At 72.5% G+C, this 23,551-nt stretch carries 26 protein-coding genes and 1 pseudogene; 19 read left to right on the top strand and 8 right to left on the bottom strand.

Annotated elements, in window-relative coordinates; translation table 11 throughout:
- Positions 1-67: 67 nt before the first annotated feature.
- Positions 68-487: pseudogene (locus ACFZCD_RS18815) on the top strand (YidB family protein); the annotation flags it as partial.
- Positions 488-547: 60 nt separating this feature from the next.
- On the opposite strand, the gene ACFZCD_RS18810 reads toward ACFZCD_RS18815, so the two are convergent.
- The 3 genes from ACFZCD_RS18810 to ACFZCD_RS18800 all read right to left on the bottom strand — a co-directional run bounded on the left by ACFZCD_RS18810 (position 548) and on the right by ACFZCD_RS18800 (position 2,404).
- Complete coding sequence (locus ACFZCD_RS18810; protein ID WP_391832109.1) at positions 548-745, bottom strand: hypothetical protein; 198 nt, start codon at positions 743-745, stop codon at positions 548-550.
- On the bottom strand, positions 745-1,128 hold the full coding sequence (locus ACFZCD_RS18805) for a hypothetical protein (protein ID WP_391832107.1): 384 nt from the start codon (positions 1,126-1,128) through the stop codon (positions 745-747). Before ACFZCD_RS18805 ends, ACFZCD_RS18810 begins: the two co-directional genes overlap by 1 nt.
- Before the next feature lie 61 nt (positions 1,129-1,189).
- On the bottom strand, positions 1,190-2,404 hold the full coding sequence (locus ACFZCD_RS18800) for a helix-turn-helix domain-containing protein (protein WP_391832105.1): 1,215 nt from the start codon (positions 2,402-2,404) through the stop codon (positions 1,190-1,192).
- 116 nt (positions 2,405-2,520) lie between these two features.
- Between ACFZCD_RS18800 and ACFZCD_RS18795 the strand changes: the two genes are divergently transcribed.
- The 12 genes from ACFZCD_RS18795 (at position 2,521) to ACFZCD_RS18740 (ending at position 12,671) form a co-directional block, all read left to right on the top strand.
- A complete protein-coding gene (locus ACFZCD_RS18795) occupies positions 2,521-2,757 on the top strand; it encodes a hypothetical protein (protein ID WP_391832103.1) in 237 nt (78 codons plus the stop codon).
- A gap of 1,196 nt (positions 2,758-3,953) precedes the next feature.
- Positions 3,954-4,208, top strand: coding sequence for a hypothetical protein (locus tag ACFZCD_RS18790; RefSeq protein ID WP_391832101.1), 255 nt, complete (start codon positions 3,954-3,956; stop codon positions 4,206-4,208).
- A complete protein-coding gene (locus ACFZCD_RS18785; RefSeq protein WP_391832099.1) occupies positions 4,205-4,714 on the top strand; it encodes a DUF6879 family protein in 510 nt (169 codons plus the stop codon). Before ACFZCD_RS18790 ends, ACFZCD_RS18785 begins: the two co-directional genes overlap by 4 nt.
- Positions 4,715-4,726: 12 nt before the next feature.
- Positions 4,727-5,233 (top strand): Scr1 family TA system antitoxin-like transcriptional regulator, encoded by a 507-nt coding sequence (locus ACFZCD_RS18780; RefSeq protein ID WP_391832097.1) that lies wholly within the window; start codon positions 4,727-4,729, stop codon positions 5,231-5,233.
- A gap of 190 nt (positions 5,234-5,423) precedes the next feature.
- A complete protein-coding gene (locus ACFZCD_RS18775; protein WP_391832095.1) occupies positions 5,424-5,573 on the top strand; it encodes a hypothetical protein in 150 nt (49 codons plus the stop codon).
- A gap of 5 nt (positions 5,574-5,578) precedes the next feature.
- Positions 5,579-5,764, top strand: a complete 186-nt coding sequence (locus tag ACFZCD_RS18770; protein ID WP_391832093.1) for a hypothetical protein — start codon at positions 5,579-5,581, stop codon at positions 5,762-5,764.
- Between the two features lie 160 nt (positions 5,765-5,924).
- Entirely contained in the window at positions 5,925-6,338 is a 414-nt protein-coding gene (locus tag ACFZCD_RS18765; protein ID WP_391832091.1) for a GntR family transcriptional regulator, read from the top strand.
- A gap of 38 nt (positions 6,339-6,376) precedes the next feature.
- Entirely contained in the window at positions 6,377-7,315 is a 939-nt protein-coding gene (locus ACFZCD_RS18760; protein ID WP_391832089.1) for an ABC transporter ATP-binding protein, read from the top strand.
- A complete protein-coding gene (locus ACFZCD_RS18755; RefSeq protein WP_391832087.1) occupies positions 7,312-8,346 on the top strand; it encodes a hypothetical protein in 1,035 nt (344 codons plus the stop codon). Before ACFZCD_RS18760 ends, ACFZCD_RS18755 begins: the two co-directional genes overlap by 4 nt.
- Before the next feature lie 242 nt (positions 8,347-8,588).
- A complete protein-coding gene (locus ACFZCD_RS18750; RefSeq protein WP_391832085.1) occupies positions 8,589-10,982 on the top strand; it encodes an RNA degradosome polyphosphate kinase in 2,394 nt (797 codons plus the stop codon).
- Between the two features lie 169 nt (positions 10,983-11,151).
- Positions 11,152-12,258, top strand: coding sequence for a CHAD domain-containing protein (locus ACFZCD_RS18745; RefSeq protein ID WP_391832083.1), 1,107 nt, complete (start codon positions 11,152-11,154; stop codon positions 12,256-12,258).
- Positions 12,255-12,671: an NUDIX hydrolase gene (locus tag ACFZCD_RS18740; RefSeq protein WP_391832081.1), complete on the top strand. Its 417-nt coding sequence runs from the start codon at positions 12,255-12,257 to the stop codon at positions 12,669-12,671. Before ACFZCD_RS18745 ends, ACFZCD_RS18740 begins: the two co-directional genes overlap by 4 nt.
- Before the next feature lie 27 nt (positions 12,672-12,698).
- On the opposite strand, the gene ACFZCD_RS18735 is transcribed toward ACFZCD_RS18740, so the two are convergent.
- A complete protein-coding gene (locus ACFZCD_RS18735; protein WP_391832079.1) occupies positions 12,699-13,505 on the bottom strand; it encodes a class I SAM-dependent methyltransferase in 807 nt (268 codons plus the stop codon).
- A gap of 132 nt (positions 13,506-13,637) precedes the next feature.
- On the bottom strand, positions 13,638-14,081 hold the full coding sequence (locus ACFZCD_RS18730) for a MarR family winged helix-turn-helix transcriptional regulator (protein WP_391832077.1): 444 nt from the start codon (positions 14,079-14,081) through the stop codon (positions 13,638-13,640).
- 121 nt (positions 14,082-14,202) lie between these two features.
- Between ACFZCD_RS18730 and ACFZCD_RS18725 the strand changes: the two genes are divergently transcribed.
- The 3 genes from ACFZCD_RS18725 (at position 14,203) to ACFZCD_RS18715 (ending at position 16,776) form a co-directional block, all read left to right on the top strand.
- Positions 14,203-14,766 (top strand): quercetin 2,3-dioxygenase, encoded by a 564-nt coding sequence (locus ACFZCD_RS18725; protein ID WP_391832075.1) that lies wholly within the window; start codon positions 14,203-14,205, stop codon positions 14,764-14,766.
- Positions 14,767-14,912: 146 nt separating this feature from the next.
- Positions 14,913-16,274, top strand: a complete 1,362-nt coding sequence (gene mshA / locus ACFZCD_RS18720) for a D-inositol-3-phosphate glycosyltransferase (RefSeq protein WP_391832073.1) — start codon at positions 14,913-14,915, stop codon at positions 16,272-16,274.
- On the top strand, positions 16,267-16,776 hold the full coding sequence (locus ACFZCD_RS18715; protein ID WP_391832071.1) for a YbjN domain-containing protein: 510 nt from the start codon (positions 16,267-16,269) through the stop codon (positions 16,774-16,776). The genes mshA and ACFZCD_RS18715 overlap by 8 nt, the downstream gene beginning before the upstream one ends.
- 4 nt (positions 16,777-16,780) lie before the next feature.
- Here ACFZCD_RS18715 and ACFZCD_RS18710 read toward each other — a convergent pair whose 3' ends face one another.
- Positions 16,781-18,148 (bottom strand): MDR family MFS transporter, encoded by a 1,368-nt coding sequence (locus tag ACFZCD_RS18710; protein ID WP_391832069.1) that lies wholly within the window; start codon positions 18,146-18,148, stop codon positions 16,781-16,783.
- Between the two features lie 154 nt (positions 18,149-18,302).
- Between ACFZCD_RS18710 and ACFZCD_RS18705 the strand changes: the two genes are divergently transcribed.
- Entirely contained in the window at positions 18,303-19,064 is a 762-nt protein-coding gene (locus tag ACFZCD_RS18705) for a phosphoglyceromutase (protein ID WP_391832067.1), read from the top strand.
- 187 nt (positions 19,065-19,251) lie between these two features.
- Here the strand turns inward: ACFZCD_RS18705 and ACFZCD_RS18700 are convergent, their stop codons facing one another.
- On the bottom strand, positions 19,252-19,821 hold the full coding sequence (locus tag ACFZCD_RS18700) for a hypothetical protein (RefSeq protein ID WP_391832065.1): 570 nt from the start codon (positions 19,819-19,821) through the stop codon (positions 19,252-19,254).
- Between the two features lie 181 nt (positions 19,822-20,002).
- Here ACFZCD_RS18700 and ACFZCD_RS18695 point away from each other — a divergent pair, with 181 nt between their 5' ends.
- On the top strand, positions 20,003-20,878 hold the full coding sequence (locus ACFZCD_RS18695) for a class F sortase (protein WP_391832063.1): 876 nt from the start codon (positions 20,003-20,005) through the stop codon (positions 20,876-20,878).
- Positions 20,879-21,274: 396 nt separating this feature from the next.
- Here ACFZCD_RS18695 and phoU read toward each other — a convergent pair whose 3' ends face one another.
- The gene (phoU, locus tag ACFZCD_RS18690; protein ID WP_391832061.1) at positions 21,275-21,964 is read right to left on the bottom strand and encodes a phosphate signaling complex protein PhoU; all 690 of its coding nucleotides are present in this window, start codon (positions 21,962-21,964) and stop codon (positions 21,275-21,277) included.
- A gap of 201 nt (positions 21,965-22,165) precedes the next feature.
- Between phoU and ACFZCD_RS18685 the strand changes: the two genes are divergently transcribed.
- Positions 22,166-23,386, top strand: a complete 1,221-nt coding sequence (locus tag ACFZCD_RS18685; protein WP_391832059.1) for a sensor histidine kinase — start codon at positions 22,166-22,168, stop codon at positions 23,384-23,386.
- Positions 23,387-23,551 lie beyond the last annotated feature (165 nt).

Genomic DNA, 23,551 nt, shown 5'->3' with positions numbered 1-23,551 from the left:
CGGACGCCCGTCCGGAGGGTATGGCTCCGGGTATCGCGGTGATCGTCCGGTTCCACCGGTTCCAGGAAAGGCAGCGGCTATGAGCAATGACCTGGGGAGTCTGCTGGGTGGCCTGCTCGGCGGCGGCGCGGCCGGCAAGGGCGGCAGCCTGCTGGGCGCGCTGCTCACCTCGCTCGGCGGCGCCGGCACGCACGGCGCGGGCAGCAATCCCCTCGGCGCCCTGCTGGACACGCTGAAGGAGGGCGGCCTCGGCGAGAAGACCGACTCGTGGGTCGGCAAGGGCGCGAACCAGGAGGTCAGCGGCCCGGAAATCGCCCAGGCCCTCCCCTACCAGGCCCTCGACCACGTCGCCCAGCAGGCGGGCGTCACCCCGGAAGAAGCCGCCGACGAACTCGCCCGCACCCTCCCGCAAGCGGTCGACAAACTCACCCCGTCCGGCGAGGTCCCCGAGGGTTCCCTGGAGGACTTGATCCGGCAGCAGACGTGACGGCTCCGCCCCGTCCGTGCCCTCGAAGCGAGGGCACGGACGGGGCCTGAATGTTGCTGCCTACGGTTGGTTCTTGCTCTCCTCGCGCACGCAGTCGAGGCACACCCACCCCTTACGGACCATGAGCTGCGTCCGCTCCTTCGGGTGCTTGCCGCACCACTCCGAGGGGCCGGACTCGTCGGGTAGATCGCGCTTGATCAGCATCCCGATCCGGGCGCGGTTGCTCAGCGGCTCGTCCGGCAGGGGGGCGTCAGCCATCAGTCGTCATCGCCTTCCTGCTGATCCTGATCCTGGTCCGGCTCCGACGCGGTGACGATCTCCTCTTCGAACACGTCGTATCCGTTGACTTCATCCTTGCCACCCATAGCGGGACTCCATTCGTCACGTGGTGCGCAAGCCGTGCCGTCAGGCGCCCGCCCGGTGAGGGTGCTTGCGAGGTGCCCTGCCCACCCGGCCCGGTATTCGGCTTCCTCGCTCAGCGCTCTGCGCAACCCCTCCTTGTCGCTCTGGACACCGGCCCACTGGGTCCGGCCGATGGCCGCGTTGACGGCGCTCCGGTAGCGGGTGCAGAGCGGGCACTCTTCCTGGGTGGGGCGGACGGGTGAGCCGCCCGGGTGGGCGGTGGCGGGCGCGGCGGTCATGCATTGATCGTGCTGCCGGGAGGCGGAGGACCACAGGGACGGAACGTCCCAGTTCCGGCCTCTAGTTGGCGACACCCAGGAACTCGGCGAGTTTGCGCAGGCCCGGCGGCCGCCTCGGTCCGTTCCACAAGTCGCTGACGATCGCCACGGCCAAGGTGTGGTGCCGCATCCATGCGGGGGCGACCTGCCGCAGTTTTTCGAGCGCCCTTACCGCCCCCGCTGCGTCCCCGAGGTCGGTGTGTGCGCGCGCCACGTCCAGGAGCAGCCAGGTCCGCCATGAGGGCGGGACGTCCTTGCTCAGCCTTATGCCTTTGGCCAAGGTCAAGGCTTCCTCGGGCCGCTCGTGCTGGACGGCGAGACGCACCCGCTCGATCCGTACCGACGACCGGCTGAACACCGACACCAGTTTGCCGTCACCGGGGGGCGGCAGCGCCGCCAGGCGGGCCGCTGCTCTCTCCGCCGTCGCCATCATGTCGTTCGCGGTCTCGTAATCATCGCTCCGGGCGTATGACGTCGCCGCGGACATCAGCAGGCCGCCCCATACGCGGACGCCTTCCGCTGTCTCCGTGTGCTCGCGCTCCACCCCGTCGGCGGCGTGCACGGCCAGGTTCCGCGCGTCGTCCAACCGGTCCTGTCGCTGATAGGCCCATGCCACCGAGTTCGACACCATCGGAGCGAGCAAGGGGTCCGACGACTCCTCCGCGGCAGCGTAGGCACGTTCCAGTGCCGAGAGGGCAAGGTCGGTCTTGCCGAGACGGATGGCCAGATGGCCGCCCAATTGCAGGGCCTTGCCCAGTGCTGCTTGGCCGGCCGCCCGCTGGTCCGGGTTCCCTACCGCAGCCAGTAGGCGGGCGTCCGCGATGATGCCCGGCAGGAGGTCCATGAGGCGGCCGAACTCCGCTGAGTGGTACAGCGTCCAGCCATCTGCGAGTTCGGCTCGCAGAAGGTCCGGGGACAGTCGTTCGACACCCGCTGGTTCGGCAGGGGCGGTGAACAGCGGCGGCACGATCGCACGGCGGACGGCCACCAACTGGGGCGGTTCGGCATCGCCGCTGGACGGGATGCCCGGTGGATCGCCCAGAAGCGCGGTCAGCTCCACGCCGAGCCCTTTGGCGAGTGCGTGCAGCGTCGGCAGCCGCGCGCTGTGCTTCCGCCGCTGCTCAAGTTTCCGGACCACGTCCACGGACACGCCGGAACGTTCGGACAACCCCTCTTGAGTAAGGTCCGCAAGGCGCCGCAGTCTCCCGAGGCGGTCGCCCAGGTGCTCAGTAGCCATGGAGCAGAAGCTACGCCGCAGAAGGTCGCGCCGACCGGCAATCGGGCAGCCCTGCGGGACCGGGGCGGCCGTGTGCCAGTGCTGCGTTCCTTGGCCGCGAGGGCTCAGGTGACGGTATGAGCCCGCGACGAGTGCTGTATGTGATCGTCTGCGCTGCGGGTCCCGCTGTGGACGCCGTGCGCCTGGTGGCCGCCGCGAAGGAACGCGGCTGGGACGTGTGCGTGATCGCCGCCCCGGCCGCCGCCGAAGGCGGCTTCCTCGACCGGGACGCTCTGGAGTCCGCTTCGGGGCGGCCCGTGCGGAGCACGTGGCGGCGGTTCGGCGAGGAGAAGCGCAACCCTCCGGCGGATTAGGGCATAGGAACGGCAGGCCGGCCCGCCGGTTGCTTAATTCACCCAGCGGGGGCGGGAGTCGGCCCCTGCGGCTTGTTCGCATGCGCTTTCTGGTTACCGTGCACGCATCGGGTTGCTTCGTACCGAAAGCGAGGCGGCCCCCGACGGTGCTGACAACACCAATCCGGGGGCCTACACCCGCAAGGAGCTTGGACTCCTCTCAAGATGCTCAAACATGCTATCCCTCCTGCGTCCTTCTTCACGCAGGTATCGAACGAGATCCTCCGCCACCCGCGGCTGTCCTCCGACGCCGTCCGGCTTCTGACCTGGCAGTTATCGCTGCCGGACGGTGCGAACGAAGCGCTGTCGAAGACCGCGGAGCGTGCTGGGATCAAGAAGATTGCGTTCCTTCGGGCGAAGCAACTCCCACCCTCCCTCCCCGGCGGCCTAGTTCGGCGAAGAGCCACCCGAGCGGGCCGAGCCGCCCGCGCCTCTGGTCGAACGCGGGGCGCGGGCGCTCGCGGCGGTCGTCGGCAGTGAGCGTCGGCTGCGGTTGTCGGCGCCGGATGTGGCCCGGCTGGCGCCGCTGGCGGGGGAGTGGTTCCAGCGGGGCGCGGCGATGGCGGACTTCCGCGAGGCGCTGACCGCCCACCTCCCTCGGGTGGTGCACCATCCGGCGGGCCTCGTCCGGGATCGATTGCTTCGCAAGATGCCGTTGGCCCCGACGTTCGCCGAACAGCGCGCCTCAGTCCCTCAGGCGCCGCCCCGCGTGGCCGGTATGCGGGAATGCCGGGGTGATCACGCACAGCCGCGGCTGTTCCGGCCCGCCGCGGACGAGACCCTGTGCCGGGACTGCCGCCATGGAGCCTTCGGGGCCGTCCCCGGCGCGGTGTCGGCAGCGCTCCGGGGCGCGGCCGCCGTCCGGGCAGCCCTGCGCGGAGGTCACGCCCAAGCCGGCGTGTGACCAGGCGGGGAGGCGCCGGCTCGGGCCACCGGGAGAGCCGATCCACACGCTTTGCCGCTCCGGAGCGACCGTGACACCGAATTCCGTGGGTGCCGGAGAGCCGGCCTCGCGCCAGAGCGTGAGTGCCGCCTCGTACGCGTCCCGGAGACGGAAGAAATGGCCGCGCAAATTCGCGCAAGTAAGTGGCCCCGGCTGTCTGTCGCGGTGCAAGGTCAAGTACAACGATCGCCAGTCCCCCACGGAGGAGGCCATCATGGCGCTGCACCGGTCGGGCAAGGATCCTGAGAGCCCGGACGGAAAGTCTCCCACTGTCTATTACGACTCCACGTCGGAGAACTACGTCCTTCACGGCTGGAAGGTCACGGACCCTGAGCGTCTGGCCCGGATGGACATCCCGGAGCACGAGACTGTCATCGAGTTCCCCCGGCGCATGATGCAGTTCTTCCCCGAGGTCAACGGCGGTGCTTTCCCCGCCGAGGGGCCCGTCCGCGATGAGGGTGACGAATGACGTTCGAGGAACTGTTCCGCTCGGCGAAGCGGTCAGCCCTCCATCTTGAGATGCGGGACGGGTACATGCGGTCCGATCCGCGCTTCATTGCCTGGCAGAACGGCGTGCGCGACGACCCTGCGGACCGGGATCCGGCCCAGCGGCCTTGGCTGTCCCTGGTCGCGGAGCTCGTAGGCCGGGGCGTTCAGGTGCGGCGGGCTCGGATCGTCTCCGAGCCGGTGAGTGACTACATCCGCTTCGAGCGTCACCTCACGCCCGCCAACGTGGCGGCCGGCGAGGAGGTGCGGTGGCTGCCACGGCGGCGAGCGTCGGGCCTCGCGCTGCCGGGCAATGACTACTGGGTGATCGACGGCCGGACCGTGGTGTTCCACCACTTCGACGGCAATGGTGAACTCGCGCCGCAGGACGAGGAAATCGTCACCGCCCCGGCTGTGGCCGACATGTGTGCTCAAGCGTTCGAGTCGGTGTGGCGACGGGCTGTTCCGCACGCCCAGTACAGCGTGTAGCCCGGCCCCGCGTTGTCATCACCGTCGTCGAGCGTCCAGGAGGCCAAGCGGGCCCTCGGCCGGCGCCTGCGAGAGATCCGCAAGGACGCGGGGATCACAGCGCGGGAGCTGGCCGCCAGGGCCGGCTGGCAAGGTATGGAGCGGCAGCAGGTATTGCGCTCAGGCCGCCATCGGTTCGCAATGCTCGTCGAGGAATCGGTACTGCGCACGGTGGTCGGCGACGACCCCGAGGTCTTGGCCGGCCAGCTCGGTCATCTCATCGCCGTGGCGTCGCTCCCGGCCGTAAGCGTGGGCATCGTCCCCATGGGCGTGCCGCGCCGCCTGGGCTGGCCTGTGGAGTCCTTCACGATCTACGACGACGAGCAGGTGAACGTGGAGCTGGTGTCGGCCCATCTGACGGTGACGCAGCCCCACGAGATCCACGAGTACGCCAAGGCGTTCCACGCCCTGCATGAGATCGCCGTGTACGGCCGTCAAGCGCGCGCTTTGATCACCGCCGCTATTGATGCTCTCGGATGAGGGGGCGCAAGTTCGCGCACGTTCCTCGCGCCTCTTAGGCGGGGCTCTCTAGCGTCCAACGGCATGAACGACGAGAAGCCGCGGACGCCCGTCCGGCCGTCGCCGGTCACGACGGGTGCACCACCGCACGTCGGCACGTGGGCGGTCCCCGTGCCGGGCGCAGTGCTGGTCAGGGAAGGAGCCCACAAAGATGGGTAGGAAAGAGAAGTTCGAGAACGCGGGAGAGCCCTGGGACCCGAACGCCAACCAGGACCAGGTGACGGACCCCGACACCCGCGTCTCCCGGAACGGCGACGTGCACAGCTCCCACGCGGATGACCAGGACCGGGAAGGTCAGTAGGGGCAATGAAGCGAGGCGAGGACCTGATCCAGGACCTGAAGGAGCAGGGCTTCATGCGGTGCGAGACCACGGACGACGGCAAGGCTGTGGTCATGCGGAAGCGTGACAGGTGGACCGTCGTCCCCCTTCGCTGGCTCACCGAAGAAGCCGTGGACACCATCAAGGCTCAGGCCGGGATCAGCCTCGTCTGACGACGACACCGACCCCCTCCCGGCGATCAATGGGGTGCCGGGAGGGGGCCGGTGTTGTCCCCCGGGCAGCCCTGCGCGGAGGCCGCGCTCGGGCTGCCGTTTGACAGGGGGCGATGCCGTCCCGCACCCTTTCACTAGTCAAGTAGTGAAAGGGGCCCGCGTGGTCGAGTTCCGCATCGACCGGCGCAGTGGGGTCGCCACGTACCTGCAGATCGTCCAGCAGGCGAAGCAGGCCCTCCGGCTGGGGCTGCTCGCGCCCGGGGACAAGCTGCCCACGGCCAAGGAGGTCGTCGCGGCCACGGCGATCAACCCCAACACCGTCCTCAAGGCCTACCGCGAGCTCGACCGCGAGGGGCTGGTCGAGGCGCGGCCCGGGCTCGGGACGTTCGTGCGGCGGTCGCTGGCCCGGCCGCAGGCCGCCGCCGGGTCGCCGCTGCGCGCCGAGCTGGCGGACTGGATGGGCCGCGCCCGCGCGGCCGGCCTCGACCGGGAGGACGTGGCCGCGCTGCTCGCCTCCGTCCTGGAGGAGGGGTACGACGGGCCCGCGGGGACCTCGGGTACAGCAGCGCGCTGAACGACGTAGGACGTGGACGTAGGACGCAGGGGGAGTGGATGGACGGCCTGACGTTTCAGCCCGGGCGGACCGCCGTGGAGGCCGTGAACCTCGGCGTGAGGTACCGGCGCCGCTGGGCGCTGAAGGGCTGTTCCTTCCAGATCCCCGCCGGCCGCGTGTGCGCGCTCGTCGGGCCCAACGGCGCGGGCAAGTCCACGCTGCTGGCGCTCGCCGCCGGGCTGCGCCGCCCCGCCGAGGGCTCGCTCACCGTCTTCGGCGGCCGCCCGGGCGCCGCGGACGTGCGTCCCCGCGTCGCCTACCTCTCCCAGGACAAGCCGCTCTACCCGCACTTCACGATCGCCGACACCCTCCGCATGGGCCGCGAGCTGAACCCCGGCCGCTGGGACCAGGCCACCGCCGAGCGCACGGTCGCCGACGGCGGGCTGTCGTCCGGGGCCCGCGTCGGCGACCTCTCCGGCGGTCAGCGCACCCGCGTCGCCCTCGCCCTCGCCTTCGGTAAGCGTCCCGACGTGCTCCTGCTCGACGAGCCGATGTCCGACCTCGACCCTCTCGTGCGGCACGAGATGACGGCGGCCCTCATGGCCCAGGCCGCCGAGCACGCCACCACCGTCGTGATCGCCTCCCACGTCCTCGCCGAGCTCGACGGCGTCTGCGACTACCTGCTGCTCATCGCCGACGGGCGGGTCCGGCTCGCGGGCGAGACCGAGGACCTGCTCGCCGCGCACACCCTCCTCGTCGGTCGGCACGAAGGACCCGGCCTGCCGCGGGAGTTCGCCACCCACACCGTCGTCGAGGCCCGCGCCACCGGCCGGCAGCTCACCGCCCTCATCCGGCCCGACGGCCCGGTCTCCGGCCAGTGGCGCGCCAGCGAACCCTCCCTGGAGGAACTCCTCCTGGCCCACCTGCGAGCCCCCGGCGCCCCCGCGCTCATCGCACCGAGCGCCGAACCGCGCCAGCTGCTCAAGGCAGTGGCGTGACCGCCACCACCGCCACCACCGCCACCACCGCCACCCGTATCGCGTCCGCCGGACGCCCACCGGGGGCCGGGCGGGGGCTCGCCTGGTTCGTCCGGCGCCAGCACCGCACCGCCGCCTGGATCGCCCTCGCCGTCCTCGCCGCGCTCTGCGCCGAACTGGTGTGGCTGCGCGGCGCGATGACCGGATACGTCGCGGAACACGGCCTGGCCGCCACCTGCTCGAAGGACGACTGCGCGGCGTACGCGGCCGCCGCCGAGGGTTTCCGGCTCCGCTACGGCGGCTACCTCGGCTACAACGTCCTCCTGCTGGAGTTCCTGCCGGTCCTCGCCGGCATGTTCGTCGCCGGGCCCGTGATCGCCCGCGAGCTGGAGAGCGGCACGTACAAGGTGGCGTGGACGCAGTCCGTCTCGCCGCTGCGCTGGTTCGCCGCGAAGCTCGGGCTGCCGCTCGCCGCCCTGCTCGTGGGGGCCTCGGTGCTGTCCGCGGTGTTCACCTGGACGTGGCGGCCCGTGGGGCACCTCGACGACGGGCGGCTGGTGGACGGCTCGCGCTGGTACGAGGCGTTCGACGCGCTCGGCCCCGCGCCCGCCGCGGGCGTGCTCTTCGGCGCCGTGCTCGGGGCGCTCACCGGCCTGCTGGTCAAGCGCACACTGCCGGCCATGGCCGTCACGGCCTTCGCGTGCGTGCTGCTGTACTGGCCGCTGACCACCGTCCGTCCGTACCTGGCGGACCCGGTGACGGCGACCAGGACGACGTACCTGGAGGTCCGCCCGTCCGGCGGCATGGACTCCTGGAACTACGAGCGCGGGACGATCACGGCGTCGGGCGGACGCCTGCCCGGCACGGACTGCCACATGGCCCACGTGCCCACTGAGTGCCTTGCCCGGCACGGCGGTGCCGGCTACTACGTCGACTACCACCCGGCCGCCCACTTCCAGCGCCTGGAATGGGCCCAGGCAGGTCTCGTGACGGCCGCGGCGTGCGCGTGCGCGGCGGGAGCCCTGTGGCGGATGCGACGGCTCGGGGGCTGACGCCGGGGCGCTCTCATTCGCCCCGTAAGCCCGCGCCCCGCCATCGATCCGCCGCACAGGACGCCCACACGCCATGTGGACGTTACCCATGATTCAACCGCGGTTGCGAGCCTTGCGGAATGCAGCCCGCCGTGCCACCCGCCCCCGCTCGAAGGCTCCGCGTCGCGCCCGCCGCATCCGCCGCGCCCGCCGCGCGCGCCGTCGACGCGCCCGGGCCGCCCCCGGCGCGGCACCATGGGAACATGACCCAGTCGTCCCGCGCACAGGCCCATGACCAGCAGCACGGCGACCGCAGCGACGACGTCACCGGCCGCCGTGCCCGTAACGGCCGCGTCGATTCCGGCGACCGCCTCGCCGAGGCGTACGGGAACCCGCAGCCCTCGGTCGGCTCCATCGCCGCCCACCGGCCCTACGCCGTGGCCGGCCCCGCCGCGTCCCCGGGCCTGGAGCCCGACCTGGACGCCGACCTCGGCCCGTACGGCCACGACGTCTACGACGAGGACGGCTACGGAGCCCGGCCCGGCCGCGAGCCCGGCCGGGACGACGACGACCCCTACGCCGACGGGCCGCTGCCGCAGGGCCGCTTCCTGGACCGCGAGCGCAGCTGGCTGGCCTTCAACGAGCGCGTCCTGGAGCTGGCGGAGGATCCGGCCACGCCCCTCCTCGAACGCGCCAACTTCCTCGCGATCTTCGCGAGCAACCTGGACGAGTTCTTCATGGTGCGCGTCGCCGGCCTCAAGCGCCGCATCGCCACCGGCGTGGCCACCCGCTCCGCCTCCGGGCTGCAGCCCCGCGAGGTGCTGGAGCTGATCTGGACCCGCTCCCGCGAGCTCATGGCCCGGCACGCCGCCTGCTACCAGCAGGACGTCGCCCCGGCGCTCGCCGAGGAGGGCATCCACCTCATCCGCTGGCACGAGCTGACCGGCAAGGAGCAGGGCCGCCTCTTCACCCTCTTCCGGCAGCAGATCTTCCCCGTGCTGACGCCGCTGGCCGTCGACCCCGCGCACCCCTTCCCGTACATCTCGGGCCTCTCCCTCAACCTCGCCGTCGTCGTCCGCAACCCGGTCAGCGGGCACGACCACTTCGCGCGGGTCAAGGTCCCGCCGATCCTCTCCCGCTTCCTGGAGGCGTCCCCGCAGCGCTACGTCCCCCTGGAGGACGTCATCGCCGCGCACCTGGAGGAGCTCTTCCCCGGCATGGAGGTGCTCGCGCACCACATGTTCCGCGTGACGCGCAACGAGGACCTGGAAGTCGAGGAGGACGACGCCGAGAACCTGCTGCAGGCGCTGGAGAAGGAGCTCATGCGGCGCCGCTTCGGCCCGCCCGTGCGGCTGGAGGTCGAGGAGACCATCGACCCGTACGTGCTCGACCTCCTCGTCCGCGAGCTGAAGATCTCCGACGCCGAGGTCTACCCGCTGCCCGGCCCGCTCGACCTCACCGCCCTCTTCCGCATCGCCGCCCTGGACCGGCCCGAGCTCAAGTACCCCAAGTTCGTGGCCGGCACCCACCGCGACCTCGCCGAGGTCGAGTCGGCGTCCGCGCCCGACATCTTCGCCGCCCTGCGCGAGCGCGACGTGCTCCTGCACCACCCGTACGACTCGTTCTCCACCTCCGTGCAGGCCTTCCTGGAGCAGGCCGCGGCCGACCCGGACGTCCTCGCCATCAAGCAGACGCTCTACCGCACCTCCGGCGATTCGCCCATCGTCGACGCCCTGATAGACGCGGCCGAGTCGGGCAAGCAGGTGCTCGTCCTCGTCGAGATCAAGGCCCGCTTCGACGAGCAGGCCAACATCAAGTGGGCGCGCAAGCTGGAGGAGGCGGGCTGCCACGTCGTCTACGGGCTGGTGGGCCTGAAGACGCACTGCAAGCTGTCCCTCGTCGTGCGGCAGGAGGGCGACACCCTGCGCCGCTACTCGCACGTCGGCACCGGCAACTACCACCCCAAGACCGCGCGGCTCTACGAGGACCTCGGCCTGCTCACCGCCGACCCGCAGGTCGGCGCGGACCTCTCCGACCTCTTCAACCGGCTCTCCGGCTACTCCCGCCGCGAGACCTACCGGCGGCTGCTCGTCGCCCCCAGATCCCTGCGCGACGGGCTCGTCGCCCGGATCGCCAAGGAGGTCGCGCACCACCGCGCCGGGCGGCCCGCCTCCATCCGCATCAAGGTCAACTCGATGGTCGACGAGACCGTCATCGACGCCCTCTACCGCGCCGCCCGCGCGGGCGTGCCCGTCGACGTGTGGGTGCGCGGCATCTGCGCGCTGCGGCCGGGCGTGCCGGGCCTCTCGGAGAACATCCGCGTCCGCAGCGTCCTCGGCCGCTTCCTGGAGCACTCGCGGGTCTTCGCCTTCGGCAACGGCGGCGAGCCCGAGGTGTGGCTCGGCAGCGCCGACATGATGCACCGCAATCTCGACCGCCGCATCGAGACGCTCGTCCGCGTCGCCGACCCCGCGCACCGGGCCTCGCTCAGCCGGCTGCTGGAGACCGGCATGTCCGACTCCACCGCCTCCTGGCACCTCGGCCCCGACGGCGGGTGGACGCGCCACGCGACCGACGGCGACGGGCAGCCGCTCCGGAACGTCCAGGAGATGCTCATCGACGCGCGGAGGCGCCGGCGTGGCCCAGCAACCTCATGACCCGGCGCTCAGGGGCACCACCACTGCGCTCAGGGACACCAGCGCGCTCAGGGACACCACTGCGCATACGGATGCCGGTGCGCGTACGGATACCACTGCGCGTACGGACACGACTGCGCTTACGGACATCAGCGCGCTTACGGACACCGCCGCCGGGGGGCAGCAGACGATGACGACGAAGTACCCGGCCGTGCGCACCGCCGCCGGCCCCGCCGGTTCCGCCGGATCACCCGACACGGCCACCGCCGGCGAGGTCCTGGCGAGCTACCTGCACACCCAGGCGGTGGATTTCCTGCGCAGCCTGCGCCTGCACGGCGAGAGCGGCTCCGACGCCGACGAGGCGGGAGAGGCGGCGCGGCTGCTGCGCCGCTCCGCCCGCCGCATCGCCGGAGCGCTCTACGTCTACCGCCCGCTGACGGACACCGACTGGACGGATCAGCTCCGCACGGAGCTGGTGTGGCTGTCGGACCTGCTGGGGCGCGAGCACGCCTACGCGGCGCGGCTCGCCCGGCTGCGGGGGGCGCTGCACCGGCTGTCCGGGGCGGAGAGCGCGGGGCCGCCGGGCAGCGGGCTGACGGTCGGCGCCGCCCGGGCCGGTGCCCTGCTGGAGCGGCAGCTCACGCTCGCCCGGACGCGCGCGCACTCCGCGGCGCTGCAGGCCCTCGGCACGTCGCGCTTCCACGCCGTCGCCGACGCCGCGGCCCTGCTCGCCTCCGAGGTGCCCCTCGACCCCGGCGCGCACGGCGTCCTCGCCCGCGAGGCCCTGCCCCGGCTCGCCGAGCAGGCCCAGCGGCGGCTGGCGGAGGCCGCGGAGGCCCTCCCGCTGTCCGTCGCCGGCCACCCGTACAACGCGGAGGCCCTCGCGCACGGCCTCGCCGCCTCCCCGGCCCCCGACGGCCCGCCCGCCGAGGGACGGCAGGATGCGCCCTGGCACCAGGTGCGGCGGCTCGTACGGCTGCGGCGGTACGCGCAGGAAGTGCTGGACGAGCACCTGCAGACGGACGCCGAGCCCTCCCAGCCGTCCCAGTCATCCCAGTCGTCTCAGCCCTCCCTGTCCGTACGGCTCCTCGGCGCCGGCCAGGCCCTCGACCGGCACCGCGACGCCGCCGAGGCCGCGGCGGCCGCCGCCACGGCCGCCCGCACCCCCCGCATCGCCCCGGCCACCGCCTACGCCCTCGGCGTGCTCCACGCCGACCAGCGCCACGAGGTGGAGGCGGCCCGCTTCGCGTTCGGGCGGATCTGGCAGCGGCTGGTGACGGTGGCGGCACCGTCATGACGGCCGGCGAGGCGCCCCTGCGGGCGGCGGGCTGCGTGCTGTGGCGGCGGAGCCACGGCGGGACGCTGGAGATAGCCCTGGTCCACCGGCCCAAATACGACGACTGGTCGCACCCGAAGGGCAAGCTCAAGCGCGGCGAGGACGCGCTGGGGGGCGCGCTGCGGGAGGTCCGCGAGGAGACGGGCATGGAGTGCGAACCGGGCGCGGTGCTGCCCACCGCCTGCTATGTGGCGGCCGGCCGACCGAAGGAAGTGCGGTACTGGGCGGCGCGCGCCACGGAGGGCACGTTCGTGCCGAACAAGGAGATCGACCGCATGGCGTGGCTGCCGCCGGCGGAGGCCAGGGCCCGCCTCACGGAGGACCGGGACAGGGAACTGCTGGACGCGCTGCTGGCAGTGCTGCCCGCTGAGTGATCCTGTCCCGCTAGCTACGACGCCCCGCTAGCCGCGAGGCGCCAGCGCCTCCCACGCCACCGTGACCTCCCCCTGCCGCCACCGCCGCGGCCCGTCCACCACCGGCCAGTCCGCCCGCAGCGCGGACACCGTACGGATCCACCGCTGCCGGGAGCTCAGCGCGGCGTACGGCGCGGCGGCCGCCCACGCCCGGTCGAAGTCGCGCAGGAAGGCGTGCACCGGCTCGCCGGGCACGTTGCGGTGGATGAGCGCCTTGGGGAGGCGTTCGGCCAGGTCGGAGGGGGTGTCCAGGGAGCCGAGCCGGGTCGCGAAGGTGACCGTGCGCGGTCCTTCGGGGCCGAGCGCGACCCACACGTGCCGCCGCCCGATCTCGTCGCACGTGCCTTCCACGAGCAGCCCGTCCGGCGCGAGCCGCGCGCACAGCCGGTCCCAGACGGCGGCGACGTCACCCTCGTCGTACTGCCGCAGGACGTTCGCCGCGCGTATCAGCGCCGCCCGCCGGCCGCCGCCGAGCGGCACCTCGAAGCCGCCGTGCCGGAAGGACAGGCCCTCCCGGGCGTACGGCTGGGCGCCCGCCACGCGCGCGGGCTCGATCTCGACGCCGACGACCTCCGCGTCCGCCCGCACCGTGCGCAGCCGGCCGAGCAGTTCGACCGCGGTCCACGGCGCGGCGCCGTAGCCGAGGTCGACGGCGACCGGGTCGGCGCTGCGGCGCAGCGCGGGCCCGTGGGCGTCGGCGATCCAGCGGTCCATGCGGCGCAGCCGGTTCGGATTGGTCGTACCCCGGGTCACCGCACCGACGGGTCGGCTGGGGGGAGGGGTGCGAGCGGCCATGCCTTCGAGAGTAAGCGCTGGTCAGCGCGGCCGGTGCCCGTTCTTCCCGCTCCGCCCCGCCGAAGGGCCGTACGGCAAAGGGGCGAAGGGCCGTACGGCAAACATTCTGTCGGCGACGGGCGGAACACCGCCTCAGGCTCGGCGCGGGACGGGCGGCCGGCCCCAAGGCGCCTCCAGCGCCGTGCGCAGGGCATCGGCCTTCTCCCGGCCGATCCGCTCGGCGAGCTGCTCTTCCAGCTGTTCGAGGATGAGTCCGGCCTGGCGGTGTGCACGTTCTCCTTCCCCGGTGCGCCGGATCAGCCGCTGCCGGGCGGAGGCGGGATCGGGGGTCTGTTCGAGCAGTCCGGCGGCGACCAGACCGTGCACGGCCTGGTGCGCGGTCTGCCGGGTGACGCCCATGCGCCGGGCCAGCTCCGAGATGGTGGTGCCCTGGTCGTCCAGCGCGGCGAAGAGCTGTGCCTGTGTCGGGGACACGGGCGCGGCTCCGCCTGCTTCCAGCGCTGCCAGCAGCCCTTCTTCGAACCAGCGCCGGGCATCGCCGAGCAACTGGGGGAGATTACGGCGGGTGGATTGCATCTGTTCCTCACGATGGCCGGAAAACGGAAACCCGGATCGCCTGCGCGGCTTGCCTGTCCGAAGCCTTTCATGTCAGGCTGCCTGACAATTGCGCAACGGGGCATATCCGAGGAGACGCGACATGACCATCGAGTACGCCACCCGCTACCGGCGGGCCTCACGTATACCTGCAGAACCGGGCAAGCCCTACTTCATCGAAAAGGGTGAAGGGGACCGCGCCCATCTGTTCGGCGACCTGATCACCATCTACGCCGGCGGCGAGCAGACCGAGAACACCTTCAACTTCTTCACCGTCGAGGGCCCCAAGGGCGACATCATCCCGGCCCACCTGCACACCGACACCCACGAGGTCTTCTACGTCACCGCCGGCGCCGTCCGGCTGTTCGTCGAGGACACCGAGGGCAACCAGCAGGAGAAGCTGCTCACCCCGGGCGACTTCGGCTTCGTGCCCAAGAACTGCCGGCACGCCTACCGTATGGAACGCCACCACAGCCAGGTCGTCGGCGTCGCCGCCGGCCCCGGCGGCACCTTCGAGCGGTTCTTCGAAAACTTTGGCGCGCCCGCCGAGCAGCTCGGTCTGCCCGCCGAGCCGGTCATCCCGGAACCCCACAAGTTCGCCGGCGTTCCCCAGCAGTACGACGTGCGCTTCCTTCCCGACCACCGGTGGCGGACTGACGGGGTCTGACGAGGGCTGACGGGGTCTGATGGGGTCTGACGAGGGCTGGGTCACTCTTTGGCAAAGCGGAAATGCGACTCCACCCCGCGGCGTTGCACGGTTGACAAGGTGACGCCCTTCACACCCCCACCTCACGCTGACGGAGGACACGCACGGTGAGCCAGTACGCATCCAGGCTCGGCGCCCGCCGCGGCCGCGCGCTCGGCACCCTCGCGGGCACCCCGCTGCGCCGCCTCGGCGCTCCTCGCAAGCCCCGCCGCATCGCGATGCTCAGCGTTCACACCTCGCCGCTCCACCAGCCCGGCACCGGCGACGCCGGCGGGATGAACGTCTACATCGTGGAGCTGGCCAAGCGGCTCGCCGCGATCAACATCGAGGTCGAGATCTTCACCCGCGCCACCACCGGAGCCCTCCCGCCCGCCGTCGAGCTGGCGCCCGGCGTCCTCGTCCGGCACATCGACGCGGGACCGTACGAGGGCCTGGCCAAGGAGGAGCTGCCCGCGCAGTTGTGCGCCTTCACCCACGGCGTGATGCAGGCGTGGGCCGGTCACAGGCCGGGCCACTACGACCTCGTCCACTCCCACTACTGGCTCTCCGGCCACGTCGGCTGGCTCGCCGCCGAGCGCTGGGGCGTGCCCCTCGTGCACGCCATGCACACCATGGCCAAGGTCAAGAACGCCTCCCTCGCCGAGGGCGACACGCCCGAGCCCGACACGCGCGTCATCGGCGAGACCCAGATCGTGCGCGCCGCCGACCGGCTCATCGCCAACACCCGGGGCGAGGCGGAGGAGCTGCTCCACCACTACGACGCCGACCCCGCGAAGGTCGCCGTCGTCCACCCCGGCGTCAACCTCGACCGCTTCACCCCGGACGGCGGGCGCGCCGCCGCGCGCGAGCGGCTCGGCCTGCCCGCCGACGCCCTCGTCCCGCTCTTCGCCGGCCGCATCCAGCCGCTCAAGGCCCCCGACGTCCTGCTGCGCGCGGTCGCCGTGCTCCTCGACCAGCGGCCGGAGCTGCGCAGCCGCATCGTCGTGCCCGTCGTGGGCGGCCCCAGCGGCAGCGGTCTCGCCAAGCCCGAGGGGCTGCAGAAGCTGGCCGCCCGGCTGGGCATCGCCGACGTCGTCCGCTTCCGCCCGCCGGTCGGCCAGGAGCAGCTCGCCGACTGGTACCGGGCCGCGTCCGTGCTGGTCATGCCCTCCCACAGCGAGTCCTTCGGGCTCGTGGCGGCCGAGGCGCAGGCCTGCGGCACGCCCGTCCTCGCGGCGGCCGTCGGCGGGCTGCCCGTGGCGGTGCGGGACGGTGAGAGCGGCTTCCTCGTCGACGGCCACGACCCCGCCGACTACGCCGCCGTGCTGCGCCGCTTCGCCGACGAGCCGGAGCTGGCCGGGCGGATGGGCGACGCCGCGGCCCGCCACGCGCGCCGCTTCGGCTGGGACACCGCCGCGGCCGCCACGGCCGAGGTGTACACCGAGGCGATGGGCGAGCGGCGGCGTCGCCTACGCTCGTCGCATGTCTGACGCGAAATCCGTCATCGAGCAGACGTTCCACGAGGCCGGGCTCGAATGGGAGAGCCCGGCCGACGGCACGTACGTGGTGAAGCTGCCCGGCACCCGCAAGCTCTCCACGACCGTCTCCCTGGTCGTCGGCAAGCACTCGCTCTCCGTCAACGCGTTCGTCGTGCGCCGCCCCGACGAGAACCACGAGGCGGTGCACCGCTGGCTCCTGGAGCGCAACACCCGGCTGTACGGGCTGGGTTACGCGCTCGACCAGCTGGGCGACATCTACCTCGTCGGCCGGCTGCCGCTGGCGGCCGTCACCCCGGACGAGATCGACCGGCTCCTCGGGACGGTGCTGGAGAACGCCGACGGCAGCTTCAACACGCTGCTGGAGATGGGCTTCGCGACCGCCATCCGCAAGGAGTACGCGTGGCGGACGGCGCGCGGCGAGTCGACGCGGAACCTGGAGGCGTTCGCGCGCTTGACGTCACGTCAGGCCGAGGACGACGGCGAGGGCGGGTGAGGACCTACGCGGGCGCCCCCGCCGGGTCAGCGGCCGAGGCCCGCGCGCCGGGCTCGGCCGGAGCCGCTTCCGTCACTGCTTCCTGAGCCGCCGCCGGACCCGCTTCCTTGGCTGCTTCCGGAGCAGCCTCCGGAGCCGCTTCCGAAGCCGCCTCCTTCGCGGGATCCGCCGCCGGAACCTTCCGCATGAGCAGCCAGTAGCCGGCCGCCGTGACCGTTCCCACCACGGCGCAGCCCGCCCACAGCGTGTCCGCGCCGAACCCGTCGAGGACCGTACCGCCCGCGACGGGCGCGACCAGCGACGCCGCCGACCAGGACAGGGTGTACATGCCCTGGTAGCGGCCGCGCCCGTGCACCGGCGAGAGCCGGGCGACCAGGCCCATCTGGATGGGCGAGTTGATGATCTCCGCCAGGGTCCACACGCAGACCGTCAGCACGTACATCCCGAGCGAGCCGGCGAAGGCGGTGAGCCCGAAGCCGTAGCCGCCGAGGAGGGCCGCGAGGACCATCAGCAGCCGCTGGTCCCGGTGCTCGATGAAGCGGGTGACGGGGATCTGCACGGCGACGATCAGGACGCCGTTGACGGCGATGGCCGCGCCGAAGTCCTCCGTCGAGAACCCGTCGTGCGCCATCGCCACCGGCAGGGCGACCTGGGACTGCAGGAACACCACGGCGAGGAGGAAGGACAGGCCGACCACGGCCATGAAACGCCCGTCGCGCAGCACGGTGCCCATGCTGACCGCCGGCTCGCCGCCCTTCGCCGCGGCCGGGTCCGCGGCCGGCCGCGACTCCGGCAGCTTCACGAAGACCAGGATCGCGCACAGCAGCGTCATGAACGCCTCGCCGAGGAAGCCGATCAGATAGCTGTACTGGGCGACGAAGCCCGCGGCCACGGACGAGACCGCAAAGCCCAGGTTGATCGCCCAGTAGTTCAGGGCGAAGGCCCGCACCCGGTCCTCGGGGGCCACGATGTCCGCCATCATCGCCTGCACCGCGGGGCGCGAGGCGTTGCTCGCCATGCCGACGACGAACGCGACGACCGAGATGGCCACCGGGTCGGTCATGAAGCCCAGCACCGCCACGGACACGGCCGTCGAGGTCTGCGCGATCAGCAGGGTGGGCCGGCGGCCCAGCCGGTCGGTCATCACGCCGGAGCCGATCGACGACACGACGCTGCCGAGGCCGAGCAGGGCCCCGACGAACCCGGCGAACGACGCCGAGTGCCCCTGGTCGGCCGTGAGGAACATGGCGAGGAAGATGGAGACGAAGGCGCCCAGCCGGTTGACGAGCGTGGAGGCCCACAGCCACCAGAACGCCCGGGGCAGCCCCGACACGCTCTCCCTCGCCGCTCGTCCGACGCTCGCGACGGTCATTCCGGATCCCCCCGATGTGTAAGTACCGAACTCGCTAGGCGCAAGTTACACACAGGGGTGGCTCCGCGGCCACAGGATTGCCGCCCGCCGTCAATCCACGGCCGCCCCGGCAGCGCGCACGGCACCGCCCACGCGGTCGATTACGCTCATGGGCATGGCCGACGCACCGTACAAGCTGATCCTCCTCCGCCACGGCGAGAGCGAGTGGAATGCGAAGAACCTGTTCACCGGCTGGGTGGACGTCAACCTGAACGAGAAGGGCGAGAAGGAGGCGGTCCGGGGCGGCGAGCTGCTCAAGGACGCCGGCCTGCTCCCCGACGTGGTCCACACCTCCCTGCAGAAGCGCGCCATCCGCACCGCGCAGCTCGCCCTGGAGGCCGCCGACCGCCACTGGATTCCGGTTCACCGCTCCTGGCGGCTGAACGAGCGCCACTACGGCGCCCTGCAGGGCAAGGACAAGGCCCAGACCCTGGCCGAGTTCGGCGAGGAGCAGTTCATGCTCTGGCGCCGCTCGTACGACACCCCGCCGCCCGCCCTCGAGGACGGGACCGAGTTCTCCCAGAGCGGCGACGCGCGCTACGCCTCCATCCCGCCGGAGCTGCGCCCCCGCACCGAGTGCCTCAAGGACGTCGTCGTCCGCATGCTGCCGTACTGGTACGACGGCATCGTCCCGGACCTGACGGCCGGCCGTACGGTCCTGGTCGCCGCGCACGGCAACTCCCTGCGCGCCCTGGTCAAGCACCTGGACGGGATCTCCGACGCGGACATCGCGGGCCTGAACATCCCCACCGGCATCCCGCTCGCCTACGAGCTCGACGCCGACTTCCGCCCGGTCACCCCCGGCGGCACGTACCTCGACCCGGAGGCCGCCAAGGCCGCCATCGAGGCCGTGAAGAACCAGGGCAAGAAGAAGTGACCCCGGCCCCCTGAGCGGGGTCGATGGGACGGCGGGCCCCCTGCCGGCGTGTAAAAGCGCTGGTGGGGGGCCTTTTGTTGGGGCGAACGGGTCACGTGGTCACCGAATGGAGCAAGACGGCTACGGTGCGGATGCGGCGGGCGGGGGTTCGGGTGAGCCTCGGAAGCAAGGAGGTAACACCATGCATTCAATCCGCTCCGCCATATGCGGTGCAGCCACCGTCGTCGCCGTCGTCGCGGCCCCCGTCGTCCCCGCCTACGCGCTCGGCGGCAGCACCGCCCCGACCGCGGGCGAGGCAGCGGCCTTCCCCACCACCGGCAACTGCGATGACGACTGCGGCCGTGGTGACCACGACCGCGGCGACTGGGGTGACCACGACCACGGTCGCGGTGACCACGAGGGCCGTCACGACGACCACGGCCGCGGCGACCACGACGACGGCTGGGGTGACCACGGACGTGGCGACCACGGCCGGGGTGACCACGGGCGCGACGACCACGGCCGGGGTGACCACGAGGGCCGTGGCGACCACGGGCGCGACGACCACGGCCGCGGCGACCACGGGCGCGACGACCACGGCCGTGGCGACCACGGGCGCGACGACCACGGCCGGGGCGATCACGACCGCGGCGACCACGGGCGAGGTGACCACGACCACGGCCGTGGCGACCACGACCGCGGCGACCACGGCCGTGGCGACCACGACCACGGGCGCGGCGACCACGACCGCGGGGACCACGACCACGGCCGTCCGCACCACTCCTCCCACGCGGGTGGTGGCGCCACGGCGCTCGCGGCCTCCACGGAGTCGACGGCTCCCGACGCCCCGGTGCTCATCCTGGCCGGTACCGCGACCGCCGGTCTCATCGGCGGCATGATCTGGTACCGCCGCCGGGCCGCCGGCGCCGTCAAGCAGTGACGGGGAGCGATCGGGCGTCATGTCAGAAGCGCGTGCAGGTGGCCGTAACCGCCTGCTGACGAGGGTGGCCTGGGCGGCCTTGCTGGCGGCCCTGTGCCTGGCCGGCAACGGCACCGCCGACGAGCCTGCGACCCAGGCCTCGGGCCGCGGTGGCACCTCGGCCGCCAAGAGCCACCCTCACGCGCACGGCCTGCCCCCGGCACACGAACCGTTGCCGGGGGCCGGCCCCCAGACCCTCGAAGTCAAGATCCTGGGGCTCAAGGCCCCCGTCGAGGCGCACGGTCTCGACAAGCTCGGCGGCGTCGAACTGCCGCCGTACGACCGCGCCGACGCCGTCGCCTGGTACAAGGACGGCCCCACGCCGGGCAGCGAGGGCTCCGCCGTCATCGTCGGCCACGTCGACACCGAGAAGGCCCCGGCCGTCTTCGCCGGGCTCAGCGTCCTCAAGCGCGGCGCGAAGATCAACGTCACCCGCACGGACGGCATCGTCGCCGAGTTCACCGTCGAGGACATCTCCGTCGTCGCCAACGAACCCTTCGACGCCGACAAGGTCTACGGGCCGCTCGACACCGACCGGGCCGAACTCCGCCTGATCACCTGCGGCGGCGACTACGACCGCAAGAAGCGCCTCTACAGCGCCAACGTCGTCGTCACCTCGTACCTGACCGGCGCCGCGCAGGCGCCGCAGCCGCGGCCCCCGCAGCAGCCCGCGCAGCCGCAGTCCCAGAACCAGCCGCCGCAGCAGCCCCCGCAGCCGCCGCAGCCACAGCCGCAGGCCCCCGCGCAGAAGCCGGGCCCGGCCGCCCCCGCCGCACCCGCGACCCCCGCACCCGCGGGCCCCGCCGGCCCCGGCGGCGACACGGGCGAGAACGACGCGGACCCCGAGGAAGAGTGAGCCGGGCGGAGCGCGTCCCGGGCTGAGGGCGACCCGGGCTGACGGCGGGCCCGGCAGCGAGAAGACCCCCGGCCGGAGCACCGGCCGGGGGTCCATCCCGTGAGTGACATGCGTGGCGAGACGCTAGCCGCAGCCGCCGCCGCACTGGCACGAGCCGCCGGACTGGCAGCCGCAGGAACAGCCGGGGCCGCACGTGCAGGCCTGGGTCTGCGCCGGAGGGGTCTGGGTCATAAGCGGGTACCTCCTCGAAGGGTGGTTTCCTGCCTCCTAGTCAAGGACCACCCGTTCCGTCCGTCAATGCCCTTCACGTACGCACGTACGGGCGCACGGAGGGCGCGTGGAAGCACTCACGACGGGTCACACGCCGGGGCTCGGGCGCCCCTCTCAGGCCTCGCCTCAGGCCTCGCCGTCGCTGCCCGGCCGGCCCTCCGTCTGCGTCAGCTCGTCCGCGTGCTCGCCCGTGACCAGGTAGACCACGCGCTTCGCCACCGACACGGCGTGGTCCGCGAACCGCTCGTAGTAGCGGCCCAGCAGCGTCACGTCGACCGCCGTCTCGATGCCGTGCTTCCAGCGGTCGTCCATCAGGTGCTGGAAGAGCGCCCGGTGCAGCAGGTCCATCGCGTCGTCGTCCTGCTCCAGCTGCAGCGCCAGGTCGACGTCCTTGGTGATGATCACCTCGCCGGCCTTGGCCATCAGCCGCTGCGCCAGCTGACCCATCTCCAGGATCGTGGCGTGCAGGTCGCGCGGCACCGCCGTGTCCGGGAAGCGCAGCCGCGCCAGCTTGGCGACGTGCTGGGCCAGGTCGCCCGAGCGCTCCAGGTCGGCGCTCATGCGCAGCGACGTGACCACGATCCGCAGATCGGTGGCGACCGGCTGCTGCCGCGCGAGCAGGGCGACGGCCCGCTCCTCCAGGTCCCGCTGGAGGTCGTCCACCTTCGCGTCCGCCGCGATCACGGACTCCGCGAGCTTGAGGTCCGCGTCCAGGATCGCCGTGGTGGCGCGCCCGATCGCCGACCCGACGAGCCGGGCCATCTCCACCAGGCCCTCGCCGATCGAATCCAGCTCCTCGTGGTACGCGTCCCGCATTGCCTGACCTTCTCTCTGCCGAGTGAAACGGTGGGCCGAGCCGTATGGCCGCCCACGTTCCCACGTTCTGGCCGGAACGCGACGGCTGCGGCGCCCTGGAGTGAACCCGTACCGACGCCGAGGTGAACTCTCGGCAACGTGTGTTCGAGGCGGCACCCATTTGGCTGTGGATGAGACGCGGCACCCGCATAACCTGGACTCATGAACGTGGACGCGGCCGTCGCCGCAGCAGCAGCGCTCGCCGGCCTGTGCACCGGCGTGATCGCCATGCTCGCGTTCCGCTGGAGCGAGCGCGACCAGGCCCGCCCGACCCGCAGCTCCCTGCACACCGACGCCGTGCTCCCGCCCGGCGTCGACACCGTCCTCTCGGTGCTGCGCTCCTCGGCCGTGGTCCTGGACGAGGCCGACGCCGTGGTCAAGGCCAGCTCCGCCGCGTACGCCCTCGGGCTCGTCCGCGGCGGGAAGCTGGCCGTCGAGCCGATGCTGCAGATGGCCCGCGACACCCGGCGCGACGGCGAAATACGCCAGGTCGAGCTCGATCTGCCGCGCCGCGGCACGGGCCGCGGCGAGGCCCTCGCGGTCTCCGCCCGCGTCGCCCCGCTCGGCTCCCGGCTGGTCCTGCTGCTGGTCGAGGACCTCACCGAGGCCCGCCGCATCGAGGCCGTCCGCCGCGACTTCGTCGCCAACGTCAGCCACGAGCTCAAGACGCCGGTCGGCGCCCTGTCCCTGCTCTCCGAGGCCGTCATGGACGCCGCCGAGGACCCCGAGGCGGTCCACCGCTTCGCGGGCCGCATGCAGATCGAGGCCACCCGGCTCACCAACCTCGTCCAGGAGCTCATCGACCTCTCCCGGGTGCAGAACGACGACCCGCTGGAGGACGCCGAGCCCGTCCGCGTCGACGAGCTCGTCGCCGAGGCCATCGACCGCTGCCGCCACCAGGCCTCCACCAAGCAGATCACCATGGCCGCCGGAGGCACCGCCGACCTGCACGTCTGGGGCAACCGCGGCCAGCTCGCCGCCGCCCTCGGCAACCTCGTCGAGAACGCCGTCAACTACAGCCCCGCCCGCACCCGCGTCGGCATCGCCGCCCGCCACATCACGGCTCCCGGCGGCGACCTGATCGAGATCGCCGTCACCGACCAGGGCATCGGCATCTCCGAGAAGGACCGCGAGCGGGTCTTCGAGCGGTTCTACCGCGTCGACCCGGCGCGCTCCCGCGCCACCGGCGGGACCGGCCTCGGCCTCGCCATCGTCAAGCACGTGGCCGCCTCGCACGGCGGGGAGGTCACGGTCTGGAGCGCCGAGGGCCAGGGCTCGACGTTCACCCTCCGGCTCCCCGAGGCGGGCGCGGTCCGGGACCGCGACCGCAAGCCCCACCACCCCGTCGTCGAACACCTTCCCGCCCCGGAGGCCCTTCCGTGACCCGAGCACGCGTCGCCGAGACCGCAGTCTCCCGGGGAGCGACCCCCCGGACCCCCACGCCCGGGGTGGGCGCGGGCAGCCTCTTCCGTACCGCTCCGCAGTGCTTTGAGACCCGACCGGAGGTCAACCCGTGACCCGAGGCGCAGTCTCCCGGGGAGCGACCCC

Source organism: Streptomyces sp. NPDC008001 (assembly GCF_042958085.1).
Lineage (GTDB): Bacteria > Actinomycetota > Actinomycetes > Streptomycetales > Streptomycetaceae > Streptomyces.
Note: the sequence above shows the minus strand (reverse complement) of the source record. Positions and strands in the feature narration are given on the sequence as shown.

What these genes read in the sequence shown, in the direction of transcription:
- ACFZCD_RS18810 (WP_391832109.1), bottom strand. Translation starts at nt 745, where the DNA reads ATGGCTGACGCCCCCCTGCCGGACGAGCCGCTGAGCAACCGCGCCCGG.
- ACFZCD_RS18805 (WP_391832107.1), bottom strand. Translation starts at nt 1,128, where the DNA reads ATGACCGCCGCGCCCGCCACCGCCCACCCGGGCGGCTCACCCGTCCGC.
- ACFZCD_RS18800 (WP_391832105.1), bottom strand. Translation starts at nt 2,404, where the DNA reads ATGGCTACTGAGCACCTGGGCGACCGCCTCGGGAGACTGCGGCGCCTT.
- ACFZCD_RS18795 (WP_391832103.1), top strand. Translation starts at nt 2,521, where the DNA reads ATGAGCCCGCGACGAGTGCTGTATGTGATCGTCTGCGCTGCGGGTCCC.
- ACFZCD_RS18790 (WP_391832101.1), top strand. Translation starts at nt 3,954, where the DNA reads ATGGCGCTGCACCGGTCGGGCAAGGATCCTGAGAGCCCGGACGGAAAG.
- ACFZCD_RS18785 (WP_391832099.1), top strand. Translation starts at nt 4,205, where the DNA reads ATGACGTTCGAGGAACTGTTCCGCTCGGCGAAGCGGTCAGCCCTCCAT.
- ACFZCD_RS18775 (WP_391832095.1), top strand. Translation starts at nt 5,424, where the DNA reads ATGGGTAGGAAAGAGAAGTTCGAGAACGCGGGAGAGCCCTGGGACCCG.
- ACFZCD_RS18770 (WP_391832093.1), top strand. Translation starts at nt 5,579, where the DNA reads ATGAAGCGAGGCGAGGACCTGATCCAGGACCTGAAGGAGCAGGGCTTC.
- ACFZCD_RS18760 (WP_391832089.1), top strand. Translation starts at nt 6,377, where the DNA reads ATGGACGGCCTGACGTTTCAGCCCGGGCGGACCGCCGTGGAGGCCGTG.
- ACFZCD_RS18750 (WP_391832085.1), top strand. Translation starts at nt 8,589, where the DNA reads ATGACCCAGTCGTCCCGCGCACAGGCCCATGACCAGCAGCACGGCGAC.
- ACFZCD_RS18745 (WP_391832083.1), top strand. Translation starts at nt 11,152, where the DNA reads ATGACGACGAAGTACCCGGCCGTGCGCACCGCCGCCGGCCCCGCCGGT.
- ACFZCD_RS18740 (WP_391832081.1), top strand. Translation starts at nt 12,255, where the DNA reads ATGACGGCCGGCGAGGCGCCCCTGCGGGCGGCGGGCTGCGTGCTGTGG.
- ACFZCD_RS18735 (WP_391832079.1), bottom strand. Translation starts at nt 13,505, where the DNA reads ATGGCCGCTCGCACCCCTCCCCCCAGCCGACCCGTCGGTGCGGTGACC.
- ACFZCD_RS18730 (WP_391832077.1), bottom strand. Translation starts at nt 14,081, where the DNA reads ATGCAATCCACCCGCCGTAATCTCCCCCAGTTGCTCGGCGATGCCCGG.
- ACFZCD_RS18725 (WP_391832075.1), top strand. Translation starts at nt 14,203, where the DNA reads ATGACCATCGAGTACGCCACCCGCTACCGGCGGGCCTCACGTATACCT.
- ACFZCD_RS18715 (WP_391832071.1), top strand. Translation starts at nt 16,267, where the DNA reads ATGTCTGACGCGAAATCCGTCATCGAGCAGACGTTCCACGAGGCCGGG.
- ACFZCD_RS18710 (WP_391832069.1), bottom strand. Translation starts at nt 18,148, where the DNA reads ATGACCGTCGCGAGCGTCGGACGAGCGGCGAGGGAGAGCGTGTCGGGG.
- ACFZCD_RS18705 (WP_391832067.1), top strand. Translation starts at nt 18,303, where the DNA reads ATGGCCGACGCACCGTACAAGCTGATCCTCCTCCGCCACGGCGAGAGC.
- ACFZCD_RS18695 (WP_391832063.1), top strand. Translation starts at nt 20,003, where the DNA reads ATGTCAGAAGCGCGTGCAGGTGGCCGTAACCGCCTGCTGACGAGGGTG.
- phoU (WP_391832061.1), bottom strand. Translation starts at nt 21,964, where the DNA reads ATGCGGGACGCGTACCACGAGGAGCTGGATTCGATCGGCGAGGGCCTG.
- ACFZCD_RS18685 (WP_391832059.1), top strand. Translation starts at nt 22,166, where the DNA reads ATGAACGTGGACGCGGCCGTCGCCGCAGCAGCAGCGCTCGCCGGCCTG.